Genomic DNA, 22705 nt, shown 5'->3' with positions numbered 1-22705 from the left:
CTGCAGCACTTCAATGGGGATCGGGGTAGCGCTGTGCGATGCCGCGGAAGTCGTCGGCCAGTTCCACGAACGCATCCACCATGTCCGGGTCGAAGTGCGTGCCCCGCCCCTTGAGGATGATGGTGCAAGCCTGTTCGTGGGAGAACGCCGGCTTGTACACGCGCTTGCTGATGAGTGCGTCATACACGTCGGCCACGGCCATCAGGCGCGCAGACACGGGAATGGCGTCGCCCTTGAGGCCTTCGGGGTAGCCCGATCCGTCCCACTTCTCCTGGTGGCTGTACGCGATCTCCTTGGACACGCTGAGGAAGGCCACGCGCATGCCCAGGCGCTGCTCGGCATCCTCGATGGCCTTGCGCCCCAGCGTGGTGTGGGTCTTCATGATCTCGAACTCCTCCACCGTGAGCTTGCCCGGCTTGAGCAGGATGCTGTCGGGGATGCCGATCTTGCCGATGTCGTGCAGCGGCGCCGACTTGTACAGTAGATCGATCATGCGGTCGTTCAAGGCCGCCTCGAAGCGCGGGTGGTGGCGCAGACGCTCAGCCAGGGCCTTGACGTACAGCTGCGTGCGGCGGATGTGGTTGCCGGTTTCGTTGTCGCGCGTCTCGGCCAGAGAAGTCATCGCCATGATGGTCACGTCCTGGATCGCCTGCACCTCCAGCGTGCGCATCGCCACCTCGCGCTCCAGGTAGGCGCTCTTGTCGCGCAGGAAGTCGGCCGTGGCCTTGAGCGCCAGGTGCGTGGCCACGCGCGCCAGCAGGATGGAGGGGCTGATGGGCTTGGTGATGTAGTCCACCGCCCCCAGCGCCAGGCCTTCGCGCTCGTCGTCGGGATCGGAACGTGCGGTGAGAAAGATCACCGGAATGTGACGCGTGGCCCCGTTGGCCTTGAGGCGCCGGCAGACCTCGTAGCCGTCGATGCCGGGCATCATGATGTCCAGCAGCAGCAGGTCGGGCGGAGCGTCGGACTGCGCGATTACCAGGGCCTTCTCACCGCAGGCCGCCACCTTGACGCGGTAATGCCCCTGCAGCAGTCCGGCCATGAGCGTCAGGTTGTCGGGCGTGTCGTCCACTACCAGCACGGTGGCGATGGGCTTGTCGACCAGGCGGTCCGGAGCGGCGTTCACGTAGCGTTGCTGATCCATGGGAAGTCCTGCCAAAGAGTTGGTGGGATGGGGCGTCATTCCGCCGGGGCCGCCGGGCATGCCTCCAGCCGCCGCAGCGCGTCGTCATAGGCAAAGCTGCGCACGCTGCGCTCCAGCGCATCGAAGTCCGCACCCAGCAAGGCGGCAAGCCCAGCCGCGTTGCGCTGGAGGTAGTCGCCTGCGGCCGGGTCGTCCGCGCGCAGCAGCGTACGCAGCCCGCGCAGCAGCTGGGCGGGCGTCTGCGGCGGCACGGTGGCCTCGCGAGCGTCCGCGCCCGGAGCCTGCCGGGCCCAGGCACCCAACGCCTGCAGCAAAGGCGCCATATGCCCTGCCAGGGCCGCCAGCAGGGGCTGGAGCGTTTCTGCCGGCGCCTGAGAGCGCAGCGCCTGCTCCAGTGCCTGCGCATGCCGCGACACCGGCTGCGCACCGAGGTTGGCGGCCACCGAGCGCAGCGTGTGCGCGGTGCGCTCGGCCAGTGCCCAGTCCTCCGCCTGTATGGCCGCCTGCAGGTTCTGGACGACGTCACTCTGGCTCAGCGCGAAGCGCTGCAACAGTTCGGCGTACAGCCCCGGCTTACCCGAAGCCCGCTTCAGGCCCAGCGCGGTATCCAGGCCCGGCACGCCCTGTGGCAGGGCAGGCGCGAATGCAGGTGCCAGCGGCGAGTCCGCCGGGGGTGCGGGCGAGTGCGACGCCGCCTCGGGGCGCGGCGACAGCCAGCGCACCAGCGTGGCCCACAGCACGTCGGGGTCGATGGGCTTGGGCACGTGGTCGTTCATGCCCGCGGCAAAGCAGCGCTCCCGGTCGGCCTGCATGGCATTGGCAGTCATGGCGATGATCGGCAGGCCGGCGTGGCGTGGGTCGGCACGCAGTTGCCGCGTGGCCGTTTCGCCATCCATCACGGGCATCTGCATGTCCATGAGCACCACGTCGTACCGGCGCCGGTCGATGCACGCGATGGCCTCCTGGCCGTTGGACGCCACATCCACGTGCATGCCGGCATCGCGCAGCAGTTCCTGCGCCACGATCTGGTTGAGCTCGTTGTCTTCCACCAGCAGCACCACCGCGCCGCGCAGCACGGCGGGTGCGGCGCCGGACGCAGACCGCGGCAGCGGATGCACGTCCCACGCCTGGGCCAGCGGCTGCATGAGCGTGTCGAACAACACCGACGCGCTCACCGGCTTGACGAGCACGTTGTCGATCCCCTCGCTGCGCGCGGCGTCCACCACCTCGTCGCGCCCGTGCGCCGTGACCATCAGCATCTGCGGGATATGCGCGAGGCCCAGTCCGCGAATGCGGCGCGCCAACTCGATGCCGTCCATCCCCGGCATGTGCCAGTCCAGCAGCAGCAGGCCATAGGGGCGCTGCTCGGCCACCGCGTCGCGCAGTGCCTGCAGCGCCTGCACGCCCGAGTGCACCTGCGTGGCCTGCAGGCCCATGGTCTGCAGCATGTCCACCAGCACCTGGGCGGCGGTGTGATTATCGTCCACCACCAGCACCCGGCTGCCGCGCCAATCGCTGCGCAGCAGCGCACGGGGCAGGGGCTCGCCCCGCACCAGCGGCATGATGATCCAGAAGGCCGAGCCCTGCCCTGGTTCGCTGCGCACGCCCACTTCGCCGCCCATGAGTTCGGCCAGGCTCTTGCTGATCGCCAGGCCCAGGCCCGTGCCGCCGTAGCGGCGGGTGGTGGAGGTGTCGGCCTGCTCGAAGCTCTGGAACAGCCGCTGCATCTGCTGCGGCGCGATGCCGATGCCGGTGTCGCGCACCTCGAATCGCAGCAGCACGCGCGCGCCTTCGTCGCGCTCCAGCCGCACCAGCAGATGGATCTCTCCTTGCTCGGTGAACTTAACGGCGTTATTGGCAAAGTTGATGAGGATCTGCCCCAGGCGCAACGCGTCGCCCACCAAGTGCTGCGGCACGTCGGGGGCCACGTCCAGCACCAGCTCCAGCCCCTTGGCCGCCGCCTTGAAGCCCACCACGTCGGCCACGCCTTCCAGCATACGGTCCAGCGCGAAGGGGCTGCGCTCCACCACGAGCTTGCCGGCCTCGATCTTGGAGAAGTCCAGGATGTCGTTGATCACGCCCAGCAGATGCTGGCCCGCCTGCTGCATGCGCACCACGTAGCCGCTTTGGCGCGCATCCAGCCCCGACTTCAGGGCCAGGTGCGACATGCCGATGATCGCGTTAAGCGGCGTGCGGATCTCATGGCTCATGTTGGCCAGGAAACGCGACTTGAGCGCCGCCGTCTCCTCGGCCAGTTCCTTGGCGCGGCGCAGTTCCACTTCGGCGCGCTGGCGGTCGGAGACGTCCACGAAGGTGCCGATGACTCCGCCCGCCGAGCCGTCCGGGCGGTTGAACCCATGCAGCCAGAACATCGTGTGGTGCACCAGTCCATCGGCATACGGCATGGCCACCTCGCGGTGCACGGACTGCGCGCCCCGCAGCGCGGCCTCGGTATCCGCGTGCAGGCGTTCGCGCTCCAGCATGGGCAGGAACTCCAGGTCCAGCACCGTCTTGCCGATGAAGTCTTCCGTATGGATGTCGAAGGCCTGGACATAGGCCCGGTTGAAACCCAGGTAGCGCCCCTGCGCGTCTTTGTAGAAGAGCGGTACCGGAATGGCATCGATCAGCGCCTGCTGGAAGGCGAGCTGCTCGGCCACGCGCGCCTCCAACATCTTCTGGTCATGCACATCCACCTGCACGCCGATGATGCGCGCGGCCTGTCCTGCTTCGTCGCGCACCACGCGCGCGGTACACAGGATCCAGCGCGTGCTGCCATCGGCGCGCACGATGCGCCAGGAATCGCGCAGACGGCCGCCGCCCTGGCCGGCCTGTGCCTGCGCCAGCAGGCCTTGCACGCGCGCACGGTCTTCGGGATGGATCACATCCACCCACGCCTGGAACGGCCTCTCTGCGGCATGCCCGTCCTTTTGTGCCGGCAGCGACGCCGCGCCATACAGCTGCTCCAGCTGGGGCGACCACACCATGCGCTGCGTCAGCAAGTTGTAGTCGAACACGCCGATGTGCCCCGCCTCCTGCGCCAGCTCCAGCCGCGCGTTGGCTTCGCGCGTGGCAGCCTCGGCGCGCTGCGCCTCGGTCACGTCCTCGATCACCCACAGCGATGCGATCTGCACGCCCTCCATCTTCAGGCCGCGGCCCGCCATGCGCGCCGTGAACGACGTGCCGTCCGGACGCCGCAGCACGGCCTGCTCGCGCACCGAGCCACCGGCCAGAAGCATGGGAACGGTCCGTGCGGTGAAGGCGCCGTAGCCGGCCTCGCCTCCGAACAGCTCCTGTACCGGGGTTCCCGCCAGGGCCTCGTCCGAGGAGCGCAGCAGTTCCGCCAGGGCGCGGTTGAACTGCCGTATCTGCCCGTCGCAGACGAGCACGATGGGCGGCGCGTTGTCAAAAAGCGCTGTCTGTTGTTCCAGGAGTTCGCTCAGGCGGCGCTCACGCCGCTCCAGCTCTTGCGCGGCCTCGATGCGCGCGGTCACGTCCTGCAGCAGCCCCACGATCGCGATGCGCCGGCCCTTGGCGTCGAACACCGGCGACAGCGTGGCTTCCTCGTGGTAGAGGGTGCCGTCCCGGCGCCGGTTCACGAAGCGTCCGCGCCAGGAATGGCCGGCCAGCAACCGGCTCCACATGTCCCGGTAAGTACCGGCGGGCGTGTGTTCGCTAGCGGCTATCGACGGCTTGCGCCCGCGCACTTCACCCAGCGTGTAGCCGGTGTTGCGTTCGTACTGGGGATTGACCCACGCGATCACCCCTTCCGCATCGGTGATGACGATGGAAATGGGGCTGTTCTCCAGTGCCGCGCCCAGCACGGAAAAGCGCTGCATGCTCTCCGCCAGGCGGCGCCGGTTGCGCAGCGCGTCCAGCGCCATGGCACCCACGAGCGCGAAGAGCGCGAACGCGCCCCCTCCCACCATCCAGCGCAACCCCATGGGCATGATGGCGCTCATGTCGTCCAGCAACACCAGCTGCCAGGGGCCTGCAGGGTCCTTCCAGTCCACGGCGCGGCGGCCCACGGCATAGCGCACGCCGTCGATCAGCGCTTCGCGGGAGTCGATGGAAAACGGCAGGGCCGACACCAGCCCGTTGTCGAAACGGCTGCCAAACTGGCGCGTGCTGCGCACCGCGTCGATGCGTTCCTGCGTCAGGGGGGCGGCCATGGCGTAGAGCCACTCCGGACGGGTGGAAGAGAACACCACGCCCTGCGGCGACATCAGCAGCACGGGATGCCCCGCCCGCGTGAGCAGGCGGTCGAAATGGGAGAACCCCACCTTGACGGTAACCACACCGATGATGGGACTGGACGGGGTATCGCTCTCATACAGCGGCGCTGCGTAATAGAGGCCGCGCTCCTGCGACGTGCCGCCTAGGGCGGCATATACGGACGCATTGCCCTGCAACGCCTGCTGAAAATAGGGCCGATGTCCCAGCTGCGCACCGGTCGTGCGGTTGCCGGCGGTGTCATGCGCTACCACCGTGCCGTCGCGCGCGATCACGTAGGCACCATCCACCATGAAGCGGCCGCGGATGACGCCCAGGCGCGCCAGCACCGGCGGCGCATCGTAGGGCAGAAAGCCCTGCGCGGCAGCCTTGAGCGACGGCTCGCTCAAGCCAAGCAAGGTAACCATCCCCAGCAGCGGGCCGTTGCTGCTCTCGCTCAGCAGCGTCTGCTCCATGCCTTCCAGCAGCTGATTGCGTTCGTGTTGGCGCTGTTCCGAGCGCACCAACGCGATCGCTTCCACTGCCAGCCAGGCACCCAGCGCCGCCAGCACGAGCACCCATACGGCGCCCCGCAACCACCGGCCCTGTGGGTCGCGCAGCGAATCGCGCAGAACAGCCAGCCGTTCCTTGCGCTCAGGCATGGCCGTCATGCCTGCCAAGGGGCCGAGCGGGCAGCCACACATCGGGGGGAGCTTTTCAAGGAAACCTCCATCAGCCCCGTGCTTCGGGGGTCGGTGCAAGATGCGTCACAGACGCGTGGCGCGCCGTGATCCAGTGGGTGCGCGGAGTATGTCAAAACGTAACCATTTTCGCCATCCTGCATGACACTTATCCACCACCTGCCAACAGCAGCGTACCAGCATGTAACAGCGGGAGCGTGTGACCTTCCTGCCCAGTACGATGGCCCGGGTCACGCCACCACCAAGGAGACCCCGATGCGACCGTACCTGCGCGCCCAACGTATGACCGCCTCTGTCGTCGCTGCCCTCGCGGTGGTGACGCTGGCGGCCTGTTCCAGCCCCCCCGCCGCATTCCACTACCAGGTGCCGCAACAGCCCGAGGGCTCTTCCGGCTACACGGAGAAGCCCGGCTGGGCTACGGAGCGCTTCGCGGTGGCAGCCGCCAATCCGCTGGCGACCGACGCCGGCTACCAGGTGCTGAAGGCAGGCGGCTCGGCGCTGGATGCGGCCATCGCGGTACAGATGGTGCTTACGCTCGTGGAACCGCAGTCCAGTGGCATCGGCGGCGGCGCGTTCCTGCTGCACGCGGCTGGCAGCAAGGTCGAGGCCTACGACGGGCGCGAGACCGCCCCCGCGGCCGCCACGGAGAACCTGTTCATTGGCGCCAATGGCAAGCCCATGGCCTTCCATGACGCTGTGGTGGGCGGGCGCTCGGTCGGCGTGCCGGGTACGGTGCGCATGCTGGAGCAGGCCCACAAGGAACACGGCAAGCTTGCCTGGGCCACACTGTTCGAGCCCGCCATCCAGTTGGCGGAACAGGGCTTCAAGGTCAGTGCGCGCCTGCACACCTTGCTGGCCAATGAGAAGTTCCTCGCGCAGGACCCGGTGGCGCGCGCCTATTTCTTCGATGCCGCCGGCCAACCCTGGCCCGTGGGGCACACGCTCAAGAATCCTGAGCTGGCGAGCGTGCTGCGTGCCATTGCCAGGAACGGCTCCAAGGCGCTGCTTGAAGGGGAAGTGGCCCAGGCCATCGTGGCCAAGGTTCAGGGCCACGCAGGCAATCCCGGCGGGCTCAGCCTGGCCGACTTGGCAGGCTACCAGCCCAAGAAACGAGAGGCCCTGTGCTCCGACTACCAGATCGGCGCTAAAGCCTATCGCGTCTGCGGCTTTCCGCCGCCCAGTTCCGGCGCCATTGCCGTGGCGCAGATCCTGGGCATCCTGAAGAACACAGATGCCACGACCATGCCGTTGCAGGAGGGCCCCCAAGGTTCCGCCGACCCGCTGGGCCCGCTGCCCACGGCCGACTGGCTCTATCTGTACAACGAAGCCGCCCGCCTGGCCTTCGCCGACCGTGCGCAATACGTGGCCGACCCCGATTTCGTGCGCCCCCCTGCCGGCAGCTGGATGAGCCTGCTGGACCCGGCCTACCTCGCCAGCCGCGCACGCCTCATCCAGCCGCAGAGCATGAAGGTGGCCCAGCCCGGAACCCCCGGTGGGGCGCAGACCAGCATGGCGCCCATGCCCGACCAGCCAGAGTACGGCACCAGCCACATCAGCGTCGTCGATGCCCGGGGCAATGCCGTCGCCATGACCACCACCATCGAAGACCAGTTCGGCTCCCGCCAGATGGTCAGCACCAGCAGCGCGCGCAGCGGGGGCTTCCTGCTCAACAACGAACTGACCGACTTCAGCTTTGCGCCGCGCGACGCCCAGGGCCGCCCCATCGCCAACCGCGTCGAGCCGGGCAAGCGCCCCCGCTCGTCCATGGCGCCCACACTGGTGTTTGACAAGGCGTCCGGGCGCCTGCTGATGAGCGGCGGCAGCCCGGGCGGCGCGCTCATCATCCACTACACCGCCAAGACGATCTACGGGATCTTCAACTGGGGCCTGACGCCGCAGCAGGCGATCAATCTGCCCAACTTCGGCAACCTCAACGGCCCCACCCTGCTGGAGGAAAAGCGCTTCACCTCCACCACGATCGACAACCTGCGCGCACGCGGCGCGGAAGTGCGCGAGATGAACATGACCAGCGGCCTGCAGGCCATTACGCGCAGCGAAGTGCATGGCAAACCCATGTGGCTGGGCGGAGCGGACCCGCGGCGCGAAGGCGTGGTCATGGGCGACTGAAAGCCCCGATCCCCTCCTGGCGACGCACGGGCGATGCGTCGCCCTTCGTGCGGCAGCGCGTGGACCGCCTGCGCTATTGCGTGCGCCGTTTTCTCCCATTTTCATAGCAGCGCAACGCCCCTCCCCCTGCGGGGGCAGGCTAAACCCTTTACCTGGCGAGGCTGCGTGACTTCGTAGAATGTCACCTTTGTAAGGACGTGTGCGCGGCGCCGCCGACCGTGCCCTGCCTACCGACGGCAGCGTCAGCGTTCTGCAAATCGTTCTGGCCCATGCCCCACCCCGCGTGCGGACAGACACGCGCACCCAGCCATCTTCTTGGAGACACCATGCAGGCTTTACTTTCACTGTCGCGGGCCATCGACAGGCTCAACGCGTTCGTGGGCAAGTATTCAATCTGGCTCATCTTCGCATCCACTTTCATCAGTGCCGCCAACGCCATCGTGCGCAAGGCGTTCGACACGAGTTCCAACGCCTTTCTGGAAGTGCAGTGGTACCTGTTCGCATGGTCTTTCCTGATCGCCGCCGGCTGGACGCTGCTCAACCGCGAGCACGTGCGCATCGACGTGGTCAACAGCCGCTTGCCCAAGAAGGTGCAGGTGTGGATCGACATCGTGGGCTTTGCGCTCTTTCTCACCCCGCTGTGCATCACCATCCTGTACCTGAGCATGCCGGTCGTGATCCAGATGTACCAGTCGGGTGAAGTGTCCGGCAATCCTGGCGGCCTGATCCGCTGGCCCGTATGGGTGGCGATTCCCGTCGGTATCACGCTGCTGATGCTGCAGGGCTGGTCCGAACTCATCAAGCGCATCGCTTTCCTGCGTGGCCAGGGGCCCGATCCCATGGGCAAGCTCAGCGACAAGAGCGCTGAAGAAGAACTGGCCGAGGCGCTGCGCGCCGAAGCTGAGAGAAAGCAGGAGCAGGCCCTGTCCGCCGCTCCCGCCGCGCAACGCTGATCTGCCCCAGGAAAGCATTTCATGGAATTCATCACAAGCAATTACGCCCCCGTCATGTTCGGGGGCCTGATCATCTTCCTGCTGCTGGGCTTCCCCGTGGCGTTCAGCCTGGGCGCCTGCGGCCTGCTGTTCGGCTTCCTGGGGATCGAGCTGGGGGTCTTTCCTTCGTCCGTGATGGCCTGGCTGCCGCAGCGCCTGATCGGCATCATGGCCAACGACACGCTGCTGGCGGTGCCCTTCTTCACGCTCATGGGCCTGATCATGGAGCGCAGTGGTATGGCGGAGGACCTGCTCGACACGGTGGGCCAGGTGTTCGGCCCTTTGCGCGGCGGCCTGGCGCTGGCGGTGGTTTTCGTGGGCGCGCTGCTGGCGGCCACCACCGGTGTGGTGGCCGCCTCGGTGATCTCCATGGGCCTGATCTCGCTGCCCATCATGCTGCGCTACGGCTACGACCGGCGGCTCGCCAGCGGTGTGATTGCCGCATCCGGCACCCTGGCCCAGATCATTCCCCCATCACTGGTGCTGATCCTGATGGCCGACCAGCTCGGCCGCAGCGTGGGCGAGATGTACAAGGGCGCATTCGTGCCCGCCTTCATCCTCGTCGGCCTCTACGTGCTGTGGGTGGTCATCCTGGCCATCTTCAAGCCCCAGTCCGTACCCGCCCTGCCACCCGAGGCGCGCATCTACCGTGAAGACAATGGCAGCTCCGGCTATGCCTCGCTGGCCGTCGTGATGGGCATCTCCACGGCAGCATCGATCTTCCTGGCCGCTCACATGGCCGACGTGCATACGTGGTGGACAGGCACCGAAGTGCTGGACGTGCCGACCGATGAGAAGGTCGTCACCGCCATGTGCGGCGGCACCTTCATCGCGTTCGTCATCGCGAGCATCAACCGCGTGCTCAAGCTGGGCATGCTCTCCCGTCTGGCCGAGCGCGTGACCTTCGTGCTGATTCCGCCACTGCTGCTGATCTTCCTGGTGCTGGGCACCATCTTCCTGGGCATTGCCACACCGACCGAAGGCGGCGCCATGGGTGCCATGGCGGCGCTGGTCATGGGCTTCGCGCGCCGGCGCCTGGACATGCCCCTGCTCAAGCAGGCGCTGGGCGCCACTACGCGCCTGGCCAGCTTCGTGATGTTCATCATGATCGGCGCCACCACGTTCAGCCTGGTGTTCCAGGCGGCCGACGGCCCGAAGTGGGTGGAGCACCTGCTGGCCAGCCTGCCCGGCGGACAGGTGGGCTTCCTGATCGTGGTGAACCTCATGATCTTCTTTCTGGCGTTCTTCCTGGACTACTTCGAGCTGTCTTTCATCGTGGTGCCGCTGCTGGGACCCGTCGCCGACAAGATGGGCATCGATCTGATCTGGTTCGGCGTGCTGCTGGCGATGAACATGCAGACTTCGTTCATGCACCCGCCTTTCGGCTTCGCGCTGTTCTTCCTGCGCTCGGTGGCCCCGGACAAGCCCTACATCGACCGGGTAACGCACAAGGCCATCCAGCCCGTGACCACCATGCAGATCTACAAGGGCGCCATTCCCTTCGTTCTGATCCAGCTGATCATGGTGAGCCTGCTCATCACCTTCCCGTCCCTGGTGACGGGCAGCCTGGACAAAAAGGTGGAAGTGAACATGGAAGCGGTGGGCGCGCAAATGATGGATGCGCTCCAGGATGCGGAGAGCTACGGGGCCCCAGGCAACGACCCGTTCGCATCGCAGCCCGCTCCAGACGCCGAGCAGGCACCGGCACCGGCACCGGAGGGCGAGTTGGCACCCCCTGCCGACGGCGGCTACGGTTCGGACGACCCAGCCAAGGCGCTGCAGGACGCCATGGGCTCGGACAGCAAGTAAGCCGTCTCACCCCCACTAAAAGCCCCGCTACGCCGGGGCTTTTTTTATTTTGCGCGGGCAACAAAAAAGCCGCAGGGAACTGCGGCCTCGTTGGATTGGTCGCAAGCCGCCGCCGCAAGGGCAGCAACCCGCCACGCGATCAGATCTTCACGCTGTTCATGTACTGGTTGAACGGGAACTCCGAGAAGCGGTTCCACAGGATCTGGTCACGCTGGAAGGCGCGCATGTCCTGGTGGATCTTCTTGAACTCGGGCGACTTGGCCTCGTGCTCGGCAAACACTTCCATCGACGCTTTGAAGCCTGCGTCCATGATCGCCTTGGGGAACGCCTTGAGTTGCGTCTTGTTGGCCACCAGGTTCTTGATGGCGCGCGGATTGAACACCTGGTACTTGGCGGTCATGTCGGCAGCGGCCACGCGGGTGGCTGCGTCCAGGATCGCCTTGTGCTCGGGCGACAGGGCGTTGTACTTCTTGATGTTGATGAAGAACTCCAGGTCAGCGGAGCCTTCCCACCAGCCGGGATAGTAGTAGTACGGCGCCACCTTGTTGAAGCCCAGCTTTTCATCGTCGTACGGGCCAACGAACTCCACGGCGTCCAGCGTGCCCTTCTCGAGCGCCTGGTACACGTCACCGGCGGGCATGTTCTGCGCCACCACGCCCAGCTTGGCCATGGCCTCGCCGAACACGCCGCCGCCCAGGCGCATCTTCAGGCCCTTGAGGTCAGCGACGGTCTTGATTTCCTTGCGGTACCAGCCGCCCATCTGGGTGGTGGTGTTGCCGGCGCTGGCGGTCTTGAAGTTGTATTTCTCGAAGAAGGCATCCAGGTACTTGCGGCCGTTGCCGTGGTCCTTCCAGGCGGCCATCTGCAGCGTGGTCAGGCCGAAGGGCACGGCGCAGCTGAAGGCGAACACGGGGTCCTTGCCGGTGAAGTAGTAGGCGGCCGTCTGGGCCATATCGATGGTGTCGCCCTGCAGCGCATCCACCACGCCAAACGCGGGCATCAGCTCGCCGGCGGGGTGCACGGAGATCTCGAACTTGCCGCCCGACATCGCCTTGACGGCCTGGGACAATTTTTCTGCACTGCCAAAGATCGTGTCCAGCGACTTGGGGAAGCTGGAGGCAAGGCGCCAGCGAACGGCGGCCTGGGCATGCACTGCGGGTGCAACCCCGGCTGCGAGTACGCCAGCCAAACCGGCCTGCTTGATGATTGAGCGACGATCCATGGACAAATTCTCCGAAATGATGAAGCAAACAAACAGTAACGCGGTTGAGTGTACGCGCCGCTGAATCCCGCCGATGAGCGGAGGTAAATTGTAAAAACGTGGGTTGCCGGCCCCGTTGCGGGTTTCCCCTGAAAAATCCGCGAATGGCGCGTATTACTCGGCCGGGCAAGGAGCAGCGCAGGCCTCCGCGATGGGCTGCACAGGCGCCGCGACGCATCCCAGCGGCACGCTGCCGCGGGATGACTGCATTGTTGTGAAGGGAAGGAAAACGCGTCAGGCCGCTGCCAGCGCCTGCTCGCCCGGCAATGCGCCGAAGCGCTCGGTGATGGAGCGCTGTATGCCAGCGGCGTCCAGCCCCTGCAGGGCCAGCAGCTTGGCCGGGTCGCCATGCTCGATGAACGCGTCGGGCAGGCCCAGTTGCAGCAAGGGGCGCTGCACGCCTGCGGCGGCCAGCGCCTCGGCCACGGCACTGCCGGCGCCGCCCATGATGCAGCCCTCCTCGACGGTGACCAGCGCATCGTGCTCCGCTGCCACCTGAAGCAGCAGCTGCGTATCCAGTGGCTTGGCCCAGCGCATGTTGACCACCGTGGCGTCCAGCGCCTCGGCCGCCTGCAGCGCCGGGTACAGCAGCGTGCCGAAAGCCAGGATGGCAATGCGCCGGCCCTTGCGGCGCACCTCGCCCTTGCCGAAGGGCAGCCCCTCCAGATCGGGCAGCGGCGCCACGCCCACGCCCGCGCCGCGCGGGTAGCGCACGGCCACAGGGTGGTCTTGCTCGTAGGCGGTGGTGAGCAGTTGGCGGCATTCGCGCTCGTCGGCCGGGCAGGCCATGCTCATGTTGGGAATGCAGCGCACGAAGGCGATGTCATACGCTCCGGCGTGCGTGGCGCCGTCCGCACCCACCAGGCCCGCACGGTCCAGGGCAAACACCACGGGCAGGCTCTGCAGCGCCACGTCGTGGATGAGCTGGTCATAGGCGCGCTGCAGGAAGGTCGAGTAGATCGCCACCACCGGCTTCACCCCCTCGCACGCCATACCGGCGGCAAAGGTCACGGCGTGCTGCTCGGCGATGCCCACGTCGTAGTAGCGCTCGGGAAAGCGCTGGTGGAACTCCACCATGCCCGACCCCTCGCGCATGGCGGGCGTGATGCCCACCAGGCGCTCGTCCTTCTCGGCCATGTCGCACAGCCACTGGCCAAAGACCTGCGTGAAGGTCTGCTTGGGCGGCGTGGCCGGTTTCACCAGGCCCACACGCGGGTCGAACTTGCCCGGGCCGTGGTAGGCCACCGGGTCGGCCTCGGCCAGCTTGTAGCCCTGGCCCTTCTTGGTGACTACGTGCAGGAACTGCGGGCCCTTGAGACCGCGGATGTTTTCCAGCGTAGGAATCAGCGAGTCCAGGTCGTGCCCGTCAATGGGGCCGATGTAGTTGAAGCCGAACTTCTCGAACAGCGTGGCCGGCACCACCATGCCCTTGGCCTGCTGCTCCAGGCGCTTGGCCAGCTCCAGCAGCGGCGGCGCGTTCTTGAGCACGCTCTTGCCCACGTCGCGCGCCTTGGCGTAGAACTGTCCGCTCATGAGCTGCGCCAGGTAGCGGTTCAGTGCACCCACGGGCGGGCTGATGCTCATGTCGTTGTCGTTCAGGATGACCAGCAGGTTGGCGTCGGCCACGCCGGCGTTATTCAGCGCCTCGAAGGCCATGCCGGCGGTCATGGCGCCGTCGCCGATGATGGCTACACAGCGGCGTTCGTCGCCGCGCTGCTTGGCCGCCAGCGCCATGCCCAGCGCCGCGGAGATGCTGGTGGACGAGTGCGCGGTGCCAAAGGTGTCGTATTCGCTCTCGGCGCGCTGCGGAAAGCCCGACAGGCCGCCCAGCTGGCGCAGCGAGGGCATGCGGTCGCGCCGCCCGGTCAGGATTTTGTGCGGGTAGGTCTGGTGGCCCACGTCCCACACCAGCCGGTCGCGCGGCGTGTCGAACACGGCGTGCAGCGCCACGGTCAACTCCACCGTGCCCAGGTTGGACGACAGATGCCCGCCGGTCTTGGACACGCTCTCCAGCAAGAAGGCGCGCAGCTCCGTAGCCAGTGCCTTGAGCTCGGCACGGGGCAGCCGGCGCAGGTCGGCGGGATCGTTCACGCGCTCAAGCAGCGGATAGTTCGTCGTGGACATATGCTATGTTTTTAGTAGCTGCTAGCGCTTGATGAACAAGCGCTAGAGGCCAATTTGATTCATAAAAAGACACCAGCCCCGCCATGCGCAGCCTTGCCCATCATCAATGCGAACGGCGCACCACCATGTCGGCCAACGCCGTCAACGCCCGCGTGTCGGTCAGGCCGCTGGCGGCCAACGCTGCCAGTGCCTGCGCGCGCAGGGCTTCGGCATGCGCGCGCGCGGCCTCCAGCCCCATCAGCGAGACATAGGTCGGCTTGTCGCTCGCGGCGTCCTTGCCGGCGGTCTTGCCCAGTGTGGCGGAGTCCTGGGTCACGTCCAGCACGTCGTCCACCACCTGGAAGGCCAGGCCCATGGCTGCGCCGTAGTCGCTCAGCGCGCGCAGCGTGCCCTCCGGGGTCTGGCCGCAGACCGCGCCCATCACCACGCTGGCCTGCAGCAGCGCACCCGTCTTCAGGCGGTGCATCTGACGCAACTGGTCTTCAGACAGCTGCAGGCCCACGCTGGCCAAGTCGATGGCCTGTCCGCCAGCCATGCCGTCGGCACCTGCGGCGCGGGCCAACTCACGGCACAGCCGCGCCTGCATGGCCGACGGTACCCCCTCCTCGGGTGTGAGCAGCTCAAACGCCAGCGCCTGCAGTGCGTCGCCCGCCAGCAGTGCACGCGCTTCGCCAAAGCGCACATGCACCGTGGGCTTGCCGCGGCGCATCACATCGTTGTCCATGCAGGGCATGTCGTCATGCACCAGCGAATAGGCGTGGATCAGCTCCACCGCGCAGGCGGCGCGCAGGGCGGCCTGCGCATTTCCGCCGACGGCCTCGCAAGCGGCCAGCACCAGCAGCGGGCGCAGGCGCTTGCCGCCATCCAGCACGGCATAGCGCATGGCCTCGCCCAGGCCTGCGGGCGCATCGGGGCACACCCAGTGGGACAGGGCGTCCTCGACCCGCGCAAGCTGCGCGCGCATCCAGCCATCGAAATCGAACACAGGTACGGCGGACATGGCGGGCGTCACTCCTGCGTCCATGGCTGCAGCGTGCCTTCGTCCAGCACCTTGATCTGGTCCTGCACCGCGTCCAGGCGCGCGCGGCAGAAGTTCAGCAACACCGCGCCCCGCTGGTAGCCCGCCAGCATCTGGTCCAGCGGCAGCTGGCCTGACTCGATGCGGCCCACGAGCTGCTCAAGCTCTTCCAGTGCGGCTTCGTAGCTGACGGGATCGGGCTGGGTGGATGAAGGGGCGGCGGGGGCCTTGGCCATGGAGACGCAGCGCCAAGGGCGCAAGTGGAAACGGCCAATTTTAGGCGCAGGGCCCCGCGCCTGCCCGGCGAAGGCCGCGGGGATGCCCCCGCGGCCGGCGGGAGATCGCCGCCCCGGACGCCGCACGCGGCTTGCCGGGCGCGCGCAATACACGTACACCCGCCGCGGAAATAACCCCACCACCTATAATCCCATTCCTTCACTACGAACCGGCTATGGAGTACTTCCCTGGGCCGGTTTCGTTTTTTCTATAGCCCCGTGCGCACGCGCACCCTCCCTGTGGGGAGTCTTTAGGTCAGGTCATCCATGTCTGATTTAAGTCTTCAACTGCAGCAGGCCGCAAGCCAACTACCAGTTTCCAGCTATTTCGACGAAGCGCTGCTGCAGCGCGAACTGGAGACGATCTTCCAGCGAGGGCCCCGCTACGTGGGGCACCAACTCGCCGTCCCCGAGGTGGGCGACTACTTCGCGCTGCCCCAGGAAAAGGAGGGCCGCGCCCTCGTGCGCAATGCCCAGGGACAGGTGGAGCTGATCTCCAACGTCTGCCGGCACCGCCAGGCAGTGATGCTCAAGGGCCGCGGCAACCTGCAGGCCCAAGGCAAGGGCCATGCGGGCGGCAACATCGTCTGCCCGATTCACCGCTGGACGTATTCCACCAGCGGCGAGCTGTTGGGCGCGCCGCATTTCGCGCACGACCCCTGCCTGAATCTCAACAACTACAAGCTGCGCGAATGGAACGGCCTGCTGTTCGAGGACAACGGTCGCGACATCGCCGCCGACCTGGCCGGCATGGGCACGCAGCGTGAGCTGTCGTTCGAGGGCTATGCGCTCGACCATGTGGAACTGCACGAGTGCAACTACAACTGGAAGACCTTCATCGAGGTCTACCTGGAGGACTACCACGTGGGTCCGTTCCATCCGGGCCTGGGCAACTTCGTCACCTGTGACGACCTGAAGTGGGAGTTCCAGAAGGAATACTCCGTGCAAACCGTGGGGGTGGCCTCCACGTTCGGCAAGCCGGGCTCCGACGTGTACAAGAAGTGGCACGAGGTGCTGCTGAAGTACCGCGAGGGCAAGATGCCCGAGCGCGGCGCGATCTGGCTGACCTACTACCCGCACATCATGGTGGAGTGGTATCCGCACGTACTTACCGTCAGTACGCTGCACCCGATCGGTGTGGACAAGACGCTGAACATGGTGGAGTTCTACTATCCCGAGGAAATCGTCGCCTTCGAGCGCGAGTTCGTCGAGGCGCAGCGTGCGGCCTACATGGAAACCTGCATCGAGGACGACGAGATCGCCGAGCGCATGGACGCGGGCCGCAAGGCCCTGATGGAACGCGGCGACAACGAGGTCGGCCCCTACCAGAGCCCCATGGAGGACGGCATGCAGCACTTCCACGAGTGGTACCGCGGTCGCATGGGTGCCGCCGTGTCCCGCGGCTAAGGCCCCACACCGCCGCCCCACGCTACCATTACAATAGCTGCCAGCGCTTGATACACAAGCGCTGGCAGCTATTTTTATTCATACCCATAGGTTTTCCATGCAAGCGCTCTGGATGGTGTTGGCGGCGTTCCTGTTCGCAAGCATGGGGGTCTGCGTGAAGATGGCCTCGGCCTACTTCAACGCGGCCGAGCTGGTCTGCTACCGCGGCTTCATCGGCATGGCCATCCTCTGGGCGCTGGCACGCTCGCAAAAGGTGGCGCTGGCCACACGCTACCCCGGCATGCACGCCTGGCGCAGCCTGATCGGCGTGACATCGCTGGGCGCGTGGTTCTACGCGATCGCCTACCTCCCACTGCCCACGGCGATGACGCTCAACTACATGAGCAGCGTGTGGATCGCCGCCTTCCTGATCGGCGGCGCGCTGCTCGCCTGGCGCCCCTCCAGCGCGCAGCCGCGCCCGCCGTTGCAAGTGACCTTGGTGCTGACCGTGCTGGTCGGGTTCGCGGGCGTGGTCATGATGCTGCGCCCCAGCATCGACGACAACCAGGCCTTCGCGGGCTTGGTGGGCCTGTGCTCGGGCCTGACCGCCGCGTTCGCCTACATGCAGGTGGTGGCGCTGTCGCGCCTGGGCGAGCCCGAGACGCGCACCGTGTTCTATTTCGCCGTGGGCTCGGCCGTAGCCGGCGGCGCGGCCATGCTGGTCACGGGCATGTCCGACTGGCCCGGGTGGCCCGCGCTGTGGCTGCTGCCGCTGGGCCTGCTGGCCGCGGGCGGGCAGTTGTGCATGACACGTGCCTACTCGCGCGCCCTCACCGCCCGCGGCACGCTGGTGGTGGCCAACCTGCAGTACTCGGGCATCGTCTTCGCCAGCATCTACGGCGTGGCGCTGTTCGGCGACCAGTTGCCACTCATCGGCTGGGCGGGCATGGCGCTCATCGTGGGCAGCGGCATCACGGCCACCGTACTGCGTGCCCGGGCCGCGCCGGACACGCCTGCCGAAGAACACTGACGCGCTGGCGCGCCCAACGCCGCGACAATGGGGCCTGATCGATACGCACAGAGCCCGACCATGCCCTACACCACGCTGATCTCCGTTCCTGAACTGCAGTCCCTCCTGCACAGCGGCCAGCCGCTGATGGTGTTCGACTGCAGCTTCGACCTCACCCAACCCACCCTGGGCGCCAGCCAATACCGCGAGGCGCACATCCCCGGCGCCTTCCACGCCGACCTAGACAAGCACCTGAGCGCCCGCCATGGCGCCCCCGGCGCGGGCGGCACGGTCGTGGCCTCGGCGGCGGACGAGCCCGCATCGGGCGGGCGCCACCCGCTGCCCAACCGCGAGCGATTTGCGACCTGGCTCTCGGACATCGGCTTTGCCAATGACATGCAGGCCGTGGTGTACGACCGCAACGGCGCCAACTACTGCGGCCGCCTGTGGTGGATGCTCAAGTGGGCGGGACATGATGCCGTGGCCGTGCTCGACGGCGGGCTGCAGGCCTGGCAGGCCGCCGGCGGCGCGGTGGCCAGCGGCGACGAGCCGGCGCGTTTCCAGTCGCACTTTCGGCTGCAGGCGCCGCTGCGCCGGCTGGTGAGCGCGCAGGAGGTGCTGGCGCAACTGGGTCAACCCGGCCAGACGGTGGTCGACGCGCGCGCCACACCGCGCTACCGGGGCGAGGTGGAGCCGCTGGATCCCGTGGCGGGCCACATCCCCGGCGCACTCAACCGCCCCTTCGGCCTGAACCTGGGAACGGACGGCCACTTCAAGAGCCCGGAGCAGCTGCGTGCCGAGTTCACCAACCTGCTGGATGGCCGCGACCCCGCCACCGTCGTCCATCAATGCGGCAGCGGCGTGAGTGCCCTGCCCAACCTGCTGGCCATGGAAATCGCGGGCCTGGGTCCCACGGCCCTGTTTGCCGGCAGCTGGAGCGAGTGGTGCAGCGACCCCGGCCGGCCGGTTGAGCGCGGCTGACGCTCACGCGGACGCTTCCGCAACGTTACAGCCCGTTTTGCGGTGCACGGCCAAGCCGGCGCCGTGCCTGGGCCTGCCTGTGGTGCCGGCGCAGCGGCACCTGTCGCGCGCACGCATCGCAACGGCGGACGGCCTTCACGTACGCAGGCATTTCTCACCTATACTTAAATGCGAATCGTTCTCATGACATATCTTAAGTAGCCTGTGATCCGCGCCTGCTCCGCCTTGACGCCGTGCCTCGACACTGCCCCGCCCCTGTTCAACGGCGAGGCCTCGGCCGCCGTGCGGCCGTCCCGCTCCCTCGCGGCACAGGAGGGAGTCCGATGAGGCCCACGCAACCGTTGTGGCGCTACCGGCTCGCCGTGGCCTCGCGCACACTGGCCGCGGTGGCGGGAGGCTACGCGCTCACGGCGGCCTTCACGGCTGCGGCCGCGCTGGCCCTGGCACAACGCAGCACCCGCGTGGACGCCGTGCTGGCCGCCACCTTGCTGGCGTGGCTGGTCTATGCGTTGGCCATCGCCTGGGTTTTCTTTGCGCGCACGGCCTGGCAGGCCTGGTGCGGCGTGCTGGGCCCTGCGATGCTGCTGGGGCTGGCCGCCCAAGTGCCGCAATGGCTGGCGGGTGCCGCATGAGCCCGCCCGCCGACGCATCCCGCGCCCCCGCACGCGAGGGCTTTCGCCAGGCCATGGCCTGGCTGCACACCTGGGCGGGGCTGCTGCTGGGCTGGCTGCTGTTTGCCATCTTCGTGACGGGCACGCTGTCGTATTTCAAGCCCGAGTTCAACCACTGGATGCGCCCCGAACTCCAGGCCCTGCCGCCCGCCAGGGCAGATGACGCGGCAGCCGTCGCCGAGCGCGCCCTGGCCGCGCTGCGGCAGCACGCACCGCAGGCCACCCAGTGGATCATGCGCCTGCCCGACGAGCGCCAGCCTGAGGTGTCGCTGCTGTGGCACGCGGGGCCGCGCGAGCGCTTCCAGACCCTGCTGGTGCACCCCGCCACCGGCGACATCCTCACGCCACGGGCCACGGCGGGGGGAGACTTCTTCTACCGCTTCCATTTCGAGTTGCGCACTGCGCACCAGGGCCGATGGGTGCTGCAAGGGCGCTGGATCGTGGGCGTGGCCACGCTGCTGATGTTCGTGGCGCTGCTCACCGGCGTGGTCACGCACCGGCGCATCTTCAAGGACTTCTTCACCTTTCGCCCCGCCAAGGGCGGCCAGCGTGCATGGCTGGATGCGCACAACGTCAGCGGCGTGCTGGCGCTGCCGTTCTACCTGGTGATCACCTTCAGCGGACTCATGATCTTTCACTCGCTGTACCTGCCGGCGGGCATTGCCGCCGTGTATCCCGGCGCACGCGGCACCGACACGGCCAGCTACTTCGCAGAACTGCAGGGGGACGCCCCGCGCAGCGCGGGCTCCGCCCGGGCCGGTCCGCCCGCGCCCCTGCCACCGCTGGCCGTGGCCGCTGCCATGCAGCAGGCCCAGGCCCACTGGCAGGGAGGGCGCGTGCAGCGCCTGCGCGCGCAGCGCGACCCCGGCGGCGATGTGCGCCTGGAGGTCACGCGCCATGACGGCGACCGCCTGCAGTACGGTCCCGAACGCCTGTGGTTCGATGGCGCCAGTGGCCAGTTGCTGCACGAAGCCGCCCCCGCCGGCGCGGCACGGCAGACCTATGGCGTGCTCTACGGCCTGCACCTTGCACGGTTCGCAGGTCCCGGCCTGCGCTGGGCCCTGTTCGGCTTCGGCGTGCTGGGCAGCCTGATGATCGCCACCGGCCTGGTGCTGTGGACTGTCAAACGCCAAGCGCAGGCACGGCGTCCCCATGCCGGGCAGCCCCAGCGCCTGCCCTTCGGCGAGCGGCTGGTTTCCACCCTCAACCTGGCGGCGCTGGCCGGCCTGCCGCTGGCTTTGGCGGTCTACCTCGCTGCCAACCGGCTGCTGCCGCTGCACTGGGCGGCGCGGGCCGATGCAGAGCTGGCCTGTTTCTTCAGCGCATGGGCGCTAGCGCTGCTGCTCGCGGCCGTCTCGCCGGGCCGGCGCGGCTGGTGCGCCCTGCTGGCACTGGCCGGGGCGCTCTGGGCGCTGCTGCCGCTGTTGAACGCAGCCACCACGCACGCGCACCTGGGCGTCAGCCTGCCAGCCCGCGACTGGGTTTTGGCGGGCATGGACCTGGCATTCCTCGCCACCGGCGCGTTGCTGCTGGCGCTGGCCTACCGGCTGCGACCCCTGCGGGCGACCGCTGGCGCAAGGCCCCCAGCGGCCGTGCCGGCACACCTAACGGCCGCGCGCGGCCACCGCGCGGGAGCCTGAGATGACGGAACTGTTGTTGTGCCTGGCCGGCTGGTGCGCCATGGCCCTGGGCATGGATCGGCACCACGAGGACGCGCTGCGCCGATCCGCCACCGCCCCCACGCTGCAGCGCCTGCGCGGCGCGGGCTGGGTACTGCTGGCAGCGGCCCTGGCCCATGCCGTGGGACGGCCGGCCCCGACCGTGCCCATGGGCCTGGTGTGGTGGGGCGTAGCCCTCTCGCTGGCAGCGCTGGCCGCCACGGCGCTGGCCACCTGGCGACCACGCTGGCTGCCTACCGCCGGCGTGGCGGCCTTGCTGGCTGCGCTGTTCGTAGGGGCCGCGGCCACGGGCTGCGCCGGCGCCGGGCCGGGCTGAGCCCGCATGGCCCGCATCGCGGGCCGGTGTGCCGACGCACACGCACTTCTTTCAGAGCCACCCACGCCAGCCGCCCGGCTGGCGCAGGCAGCCAGCGTTATCCAAAAAGCGCCCCGTGGCGCCCTTGCGAGAGCCTTCATGCGCCTGCCTGTATTTCACATAAAAACCTGCCACAGCGCTTATCCGTAAAGCGCTGACAGCTATCCATTCAATAGCAAACGCCATTCCTCGCATACATCCATCCATTCACAGGAGAACACGCCCATGTCCCTCATCCCTCGACACCCCCTCGCGCGGCTGGCCGGTGCGCTGCTGCTGGCTGGCGGCGCTGCACAGGCCCACCAGGTCTGGCTGGAGCAGGCACCGAACGAGACGCGCCTGCACTTCGGTGAATACGCCGATAACCTGCGCGAGACCTCGCCGGGCCTGTTGGATAAATTCACCGCAGTGCCTGTGCTACGCCAGGCCGGAGCGCGGTCGACCGAAGGCCGCCGCACGCCCACGGCCTTCGTCTATGCGCCGCAAAGCGCTGTGGACACGCTCTGGGCGGAAGCCCCGTACCCGCTCATCGACCGCAGCAAGACGCAGCGTCCGCCGCTGCTGTGGCGCCCCGCGGCGCGCTGGGTGTCCAGCCTGGCGCAGCCGGTGGACGCCGCCGCGCCCCTGGACCTCGTGCCCACGGGGCAGGACGGCACGCTGCGCGTGGTGTTCCAGGGCGCCCCGCTGCCCAAGGCCAAGGTGACGCTGGTGGCGCCCTCCGGCTGGTCGCGCGAGGCCACCACCGGCGAAGACGGCACGGTGCGCTTTGCCCTGCCATGGCAGGGCCGGTACGTGGCCGAGGTCCAGCACACCGACAAGACCCCCGGCGAGCACCTGGGCCAGCCCTATGGCGAAGCGAGCTACGTGACCACGCTGAGCTTCGTGCAGACGCACGGCGCCATATCGCCTGCCCTGCCCGCCCTGCCCGCACCGCCCGCCAAGGCGCGCTGAGCGGTGTCCCGCC

At 67.8% G+C, this 22705-nt stretch carries 16 protein-coding genes; 10 read left to right on the top strand and 6 right to left on the bottom strand.

Features of this window, described 5'->3' with window-relative positions; genetic code table 11:
• Positions 1–10: 10 nt before the first annotated feature.
• The gene (locus AC1PPL_RS13590; protein WP_479973512.1) at positions 11–1144 is read right to left on the bottom strand and encodes an HD domain-containing phosphohydrolase; all 1134 of its coding nucleotides are present in this window, start codon (positions 1142–1144) and stop codon (positions 11–13) included.
• 35 nt (positions 1145–1179) lie between these two features.
• Positions 1180–6015, bottom strand: coding sequence for a response regulator (locus AC1PPL_RS13585; RefSeq protein WP_479973511.1), 4836 nt, complete (start codon positions 6013–6015; stop codon positions 1180–1182).
• Positions 6016–6309: 294 nt separating this feature from the next.
• Here AC1PPL_RS13585 and ggt point away from each other — a divergent pair, with 294 nt between their 5' ends.
• From ggt to AC1PPL_RS13570, 3 genes are all read left to right on the top strand, one after another.
• Positions 6310–8181 (top strand): gamma-glutamyltransferase, encoded by a 1872-nt coding sequence (ggt, locus tag AC1PPL_RS13580; RefSeq protein ID WP_011804479.1) that lies wholly within the window; start codon positions 6310–6312, stop codon positions 8179–8181.
• Positions 8182–8507: 326 nt separating this feature from the next.
• Positions 8508–9134, top strand: coding sequence for a TRAP transporter small permease subunit (locus tag AC1PPL_RS13575; protein WP_047349613.1), 627 nt, complete (start codon positions 8508–8510; stop codon positions 9132–9134).
• Positions 9135–9155: 21 nt separating this feature from the next.
• Positions 9156–10982 carry a TRAP transporter large permease gene (locus tag AC1PPL_RS13570; protein WP_313146694.1) on the top strand — a complete coding sequence of 609 codons (1827 nt, stop codon included), beginning with the start codon at positions 9156–9158 and terminating at the stop codon, positions 10980–10982.
• Between the two features lie 139 nt (positions 10983–11121).
• On the opposite strand, the gene AC1PPL_RS13565 is transcribed toward AC1PPL_RS13570, so the two are convergent.
• The 4 genes from AC1PPL_RS13565 to xseB form a co-directional block, all read right to left on the bottom strand.
• Positions 11122–12204: a TRAP transporter substrate-binding protein gene (locus AC1PPL_RS13565; protein WP_011804476.1), complete on the bottom strand. Its 1083-nt coding sequence runs from the start codon at positions 12202–12204 to the stop codon at positions 11122–11124.
• Between the two features lie 273 nt (positions 12205–12477).
• Entirely contained in the window at positions 12478–14367 is a 1890-nt protein-coding gene (dxs, locus tag AC1PPL_RS13560; RefSeq protein WP_479973510.1) for a 1-deoxy-D-xylulose-5-phosphate synthase, read from the bottom strand.
• Between the two features lie 103 nt (positions 14368–14470).
• Positions 14471–15367, bottom strand: a complete 897-nt coding sequence (locus AC1PPL_RS13555) for a polyprenyl synthetase family protein (RefSeq protein WP_479973509.1) — start codon at positions 15365–15367, stop codon at positions 14471–14473.
• A gap of 8 nt (positions 15368–15375) precedes the next feature.
• Positions 15376–15621: an exodeoxyribonuclease VII small subunit gene (gene xseB, locus AC1PPL_RS13550; protein WP_015912683.1), complete on the bottom strand. Its 246-nt coding sequence runs from the start codon at positions 15619–15621 to the stop codon at positions 15376–15378.
• A gap of 306 nt (positions 15622–15927) precedes the next feature.
• On the opposite strand from xseB, the gene AC1PPL_RS13545 reads away from it, so the two are divergent.
• From AC1PPL_RS13545 to AC1PPL_RS13515, 7 genes are all read left to right on the top strand, one after another.
• Positions 15928–17067, top strand: coding sequence for an aromatic ring-hydroxylating oxygenase subunit alpha (locus AC1PPL_RS13545; protein WP_015912682.1), 1140 nt, complete (start codon positions 15928–15930; stop codon positions 17065–17067).
• Positions 17068–17164: 97 nt separating this feature from the next.
• Entirely contained in the window at positions 17165–18076 is a 912-nt protein-coding gene (locus tag AC1PPL_RS13540) for a DMT family transporter (RefSeq protein ID WP_015912681.1), read from the top strand.
• Between the two features lie 60 nt (positions 18077–18136).
• Complete coding sequence (locus tag AC1PPL_RS13535) at positions 18137–19036, top strand: sulfurtransferase (RefSeq protein ID WP_088887439.1); 900 nt, start codon at positions 18137–18139, stop codon at positions 19034–19036.
• A gap of 323 nt (positions 19037–19359) precedes the next feature.
• A complete protein-coding gene (locus tag AC1PPL_RS13530) occupies positions 19360–19668 on the top strand; it encodes a DUF3649 domain-containing protein (protein ID WP_047349607.1) in 309 nt (102 codons plus the stop codon).
• Positions 19665–21347: a PepSY-associated TM helix domain-containing protein gene (locus AC1PPL_RS13525; RefSeq protein WP_479973508.1), complete on the top strand. Its 1683-nt coding sequence runs from the start codon at positions 19665–19667 to the stop codon at positions 21345–21347. The genes AC1PPL_RS13530 and AC1PPL_RS13525 overlap by 4 nt, the downstream gene beginning before the upstream one ends.
• Position 21348: 1 nt before the next feature.
• A complete protein-coding gene (locus AC1PPL_RS13520) occupies positions 21349–21702 on the top strand; it encodes a DUF3325 domain-containing protein (protein WP_088887442.1) in 354 nt (117 codons plus the stop codon).
• A gap of 264 nt (positions 21703–21966) precedes the next feature.
• Positions 21967–22692: a DUF4198 domain-containing protein gene (locus AC1PPL_RS13515; RefSeq protein ID WP_479973507.1), complete on the top strand. Its 726-nt coding sequence runs from the start codon at positions 21967–21969 to the stop codon at positions 22690–22692.
• The last annotated feature ends 13 nt before the right edge of the window (positions 22693–22705 follow it).

Source organism: Diaphorobacter sp. B2A2W2 (assembly GCF_056730635.1).
The sequence above is the reverse complement of the archived record's forward strand: the minus strand, read 5'-3'. Positions and strand labels throughout refer to the sequence as shown.